The organism is Pseudomonas sp. EGD-AK9, from assembly GCF_000465935.2.
Classification (GTDB): domain Bacteria; phylum Pseudomonadota; class Gammaproteobacteria; order Pseudomonadales; family Pseudomonadaceae; genus Aquipseudomonas.
In genome coordinates this window covers 1-3,989 of record NZ_AVOF01000298.1, presented here as the reverse complement: position 1 = coordinate 3,989, position 3,989 = coordinate 1, and the positions used below count along the sequence as shown (strand labels likewise).

At 67.5% G+C, this 3,989-nt stretch carries 5 protein-coding genes; all 5 read right to left on the bottom strand.

Annotated elements, in window-relative coordinates; all coding sequences use genetic code 11:
- Positions 1–180 precede the first annotated feature (180 nt).
- Positions 181–1,107, bottom strand: coding sequence for a GGDEF domain-containing protein (locus N878_RS14455; RefSeq protein ID WP_021444341.1), 927 nt, complete (start codon positions 1,105–1,107; stop codon positions 181–183).
- 243 nt (positions 1,108–1,350) lie between these two features.
- On the bottom strand, positions 1,351–2,091 hold the full coding sequence (locus N878_RS14450; protein WP_021444340.1) for a YciK family oxidoreductase: 741 nt from the start codon (positions 2,089–2,091) through the stop codon (positions 1,351–1,353).
- Between the two features lie 54 nt (positions 2,092–2,145).
- Entirely contained in the window at positions 2,146–2,817 is a 672-nt protein-coding gene (gene mupP / locus N878_RS14445) for an N-acetylmuramic acid 6-phosphate phosphatase MupP (protein ID WP_021444339.1), read from the bottom strand.
- Positions 2,817–3,515 (bottom strand): bifunctional 2-polyprenyl-6-hydroxyphenol methylase/3-demethylubiquinol 3-O-methyltransferase UbiG, encoded by a 699-nt coding sequence (ubiG, locus tag N878_RS14440; protein WP_021444338.1) that lies wholly within the window; start codon positions 3,513–3,515, stop codon positions 2,817–2,819. The genes mupP and ubiG overlap by 1 nt, the downstream gene beginning before the upstream one ends.
- Positions 3,516–3,674: 159 nt before the next feature.
- Positions 3,675–3,989, bottom strand: a 315-nt coding sequence (locus tag N878_RS14435) for an amidohydrolase family protein (protein ID WP_031303188.1), incomplete at its 5' end; no start/stop codon positions are given.

Genomic DNA, 3,989 nt, shown 5'->3' with positions numbered 1-3,989 from the left:
AACCGCGCCCGGCTGCGCCGAGCAAGCGTCCGCCGGCCGGCGACGGCCAGCGTCCGGGCTTCGGCCGCAAGCGCTAAGTGTCAGCCAGAAAAAAGGGGCCTCCGTATGGGGCCCCTTTTTTTGTCCTGCCATTCGTGTTTGTCACCCTTGGGGCTACGAACCTGCAGCTTGCCGCGGCCTCTATCCCGCCATGGTCAGGCGATTGCGTCCCTCGCGTTTGGCGATATACAGGGCGCCGTCGGCGCGGCGCAGCAGGCTTTCGCTGGACTCGCCCGGCAGCAGGCTGGCGCAGCCGAGGCTGATGGACACCTCGATCGGCCGGCCGCCGTCCAGGCACTGCAGTTCCAGCACGGCGTAGCGCAGGCGCTCGCCGACCAGCGCCGCGGCCTCGCGGCAGGTGTTGGAGAGCACCACGAGAAACTCCTCGCCGCCGTAGCGGAACACCATGTCGATATTGCGCAGCTGGTTCTTCAGGGTCTGCGCCACGGCCTTGAGCACCTCGTCGCCGAGGGCATGGCCGTGGCTGTCGTTGATCTGCTTGAAGTGATCGATATCCAGCATCAGCAGCGACAGCGGCTGCAGGTTGCGCCGGGCCAGGTCCACCTCGCGCTGCAGTACCTGGTCCATGGCGATGCGGTTGCCGGTGTCGGTCAGCGGGTCGCGCAGCGCGTTCTGCAGCGCGGTGCGGTAGAGCAGGGCGTTGCGCAGCGGAAACAGCAGGCAGGCCAGCAGCGATTCCAGTTGCGCCAGTTCGTCGTCGGCAAAGCGCAGCTTGCGGCGGAAGATCAGTTCGCCCAGGTACTCGCCCTCATGGCTCAGGCGGTAGCCGGCCGAGTGCGGCGCCCGTTCGCCTAGCTCCAGGCGCAGGTCGTGGGTCGGATGGGCGAAGGCCAGGGCATCGAGCGGCACCAGGCGCTGCACTTCGCGGAAGAACAGGCTGACGATGCGCTCGGCGTCCAGGCTGGTCTGCAGCTGCAGGCCCAGCTGCTGGCGCAGCTCGACCAGGCTGGCGGGCTTGAGCGGCAGGTTGCGGTTGCCGGTGAAGCCCAGACGCTGCAGCTTGGCCGCGTCGAAATCGATGGTGTTGGTCTGGTTGGGGGGAACCATGGAGCTGATCCTCTGGCGCGATGTAGCGACGACGAGAGGGTTAGAGCGAATTTCATGCCAGCTGGTTCAAATGCGGTGAAAGCCCTGTGAAGTCAGTCACTTATATATCGCAGAAGGTGGCCAATGGCCGGCTTTTGCCGGTTGTCCGGCGGGGACGGTGGCAATCTGATGCCGCTTGCACCGGCGGGCGGCGGATTTCTGTCGCGGCGTAACCCGGCGGCGGGCGCCGGGTCTGCCTTGGCTTTACTGGGCGTCGAAGGCCTGGCCGTTGACGCCGCTGCTGTCCGGGCCCATCAGGTAGAGGTAGACCGGCATGATTTCCTCCGGCAGCGGACGGCTGGCCGGGTTTTCGCCCGGATAGGCCTGGGCGCGCATGGCGGTGCGGGTGGCACCGGGGTTGACGCTGTTGGCGCGCACGTTGCCGATGCCGTCCAGTTCGTCGGCCATCACCTGCATCAGGCCCTCGGTGGCGAACTTGGATACCGCATAGGCGCCCCAGTAGGCGCGGCCCTTGCGCCCGACGCTGCTGGAGGTGAACAGCACCGAGGCGTCGTCCGACAGTTTGAGCAGCGGCAGCAGGGTGCTGCTGAGCATGAACATGGCGTTGACGTTGACGTGCATCACGCGCATGAAGTTGTCGCCGGAGAGCTGCTCCAGCGGCGTGCGCGGGCCGAGGATCGAGGCATTGTGCAGCAGGCCGTCGAGGCGGCCGAATTCGTTCTCGATCATCACCGCCAGTTCGTCGTACTGGTGCGGCAGGGCGGTTTCCAGGTTGAAGGGAATCACCACCGGCTGCGGATGGCCGGCGGCCTCGATCTCGTCGTAGACCTGGCTGAGGTTGGCTTCGGTCTTGCCCAGCAGCAGCACGGTGGCGCCATGGGCGGCGAAGCTCTTGGCCGCCGCCGCGCCGATGCCGCGACCGGCGCCGGTGATCAGGATCACCCGGTCCTTGAGCAGGTTGGGGCGGGCTTGATAGTCGAACATGGATCGTATCTCGTGATGGCGTAGGTTGGGTTGAGCGCAGCGAAGCCCAACGAGTCAGCAGCTGCAGAGCGCGCGGTCGAGCACGGCGCGCAGCTCCAGCGGGTGGTCGACCACCACGTCGGCGCCCCAGTGGCGTGGGTTGTCGTCGGGGTGGATATAGCCGTAGGTGACCGCCGCGGTCTTGCAGCCGGCGGCGCGGCCTGACTCGATGTCACGCGCGTCGTCGCCGATGAACAGCACTTCGCCGGGCTGCACGCCGAGCTGCGCGCAGGCCAGCAGCAGCATGTCCGGCGCCGGCTTGCTCTGTTCGACGTGATCCGGGCAGACCAGCACGGCCGAGCGCTCGGCCAGGCCCAGGCGCTGCATGATCGGCTCGGCGTAGCGCAGCGGCTTGTTGGTGGCCACGCCCCACAGCAGGCGCGCCTGCTCGATGTCGCCGAGCAGGGCGTCGATGCCGTCGAAGGGGCGGGTCAGCACAGCGCAGTGCTCCTGGTAGCGTTCGAGGAATTCCTGGCGCAGGGCCTCGAAGGCGGCCGAGTCCGGGTCGTCGGCGAAGGCGCAGGCGACCATGGCGCGGGCGCCGCCGGAGACCTGGTCGCGAATCGCCTTGTCCGCCAGCGGCGGCAGGCCGCGGGCGGCGCGCATGGCCTGGGTGATGGCGATGAAGTCCGGCGCCGAGTCGAGCAGGGTGCCGTCCATGTCGAAGAGAACCGCGCGCAGGCGCATCAGGCCTCCTTCAGGGTCTGGATCATGTAGTTGACGTCGACGTCGGCTTCCAGCTTGTAGTGCTTGGTCAGCGGGTTGTAGGTCAGGCCGACGATATCCTTGACCTCCAGGCCGGCGGCGCGGCTCCAGGCGCCCAGCTCGGAGGGACGGATGAATTTCTTGAAATCGTGGGTGCCGCGCGGCAGCAGGCGCAGCAGGTACTCGGCACCGATCACCGCGAACAGGTAGGCCTTGGGGTTGCGGTTGATGGTGGAGAAGAACACCTGGCCGCCGGGCTTGACCAGTTTGTGGCAGGCGCGGATCACCGAGGACGGGTCGGGCACGTGTTCGAGCATCTCCAGGCAGGTGACCACGTCGAACTGGCCGGGCAGTTCCTCGGCCAGGGCTTCGGCGGTGCTCTGCCGGTAGTCCACCTCGACGCCGGACTCCAGCTGGTGCAGCTGGGCCACCGACAGCGGCGCCTCGCCCATGTCGATACCCATCACCGTGGCGCCGCGCTGGGCCATGGCCTCGCTGAGAATGCCGCCGCCGCAGCCGACGTCCAGCACGCGCTTGCCGGCCAGGCCGACGCGTTCGTCGATCCAGTTGACCCGCAGCGGGTTGATGTCGTGCAGGGGTTTGAACTCGCTCTGAAGGTCCCACCAGCGATGGGCCAGGGCCTCGAATTTGGCGATTTCGGCGCGGTCGACGTTGCTCATAGGGTTCTCTGCAAAAGCCTTGAATTCGGTGTGCCGCCCATGTTGCCAGTTTCGGCGGCGGCATTGGGCGACGCGGGGACTCTCAATGTATGTCAGTTTGTCGCAGTCGTATCGGCGTTGTGGCCTGGGCGGACCGCTATTTCCCGGGTTTCAGCCGGATTACCGCTTGGCGATCCGCTCGCCCCAGGCCCTGGCCCGGGCGATCAGCTCGTCTTCGTCCATGCGCGTCAGGCGGCGCTCGTCGAGCAGCTGCTTGCCGCCGACCCACAGGTGCTTCACGCAGTCGCGGCCGCTGGCGTAGATCAGCTGCGACACCGGGTCGTAGATCGGCTGCTGGGCCAGCCCCGAGAGGTCGAAGGCGACCAGGTCGGCGAGTTTGCCGACTTCCAGCGAGCCGATCTGGGCGTCCAGGCCGAGCGCGCGGGCGCCGCCCAGGGTAGCCATGCGCAGCGCGCTGTGGGCGTTCAGGGCGGT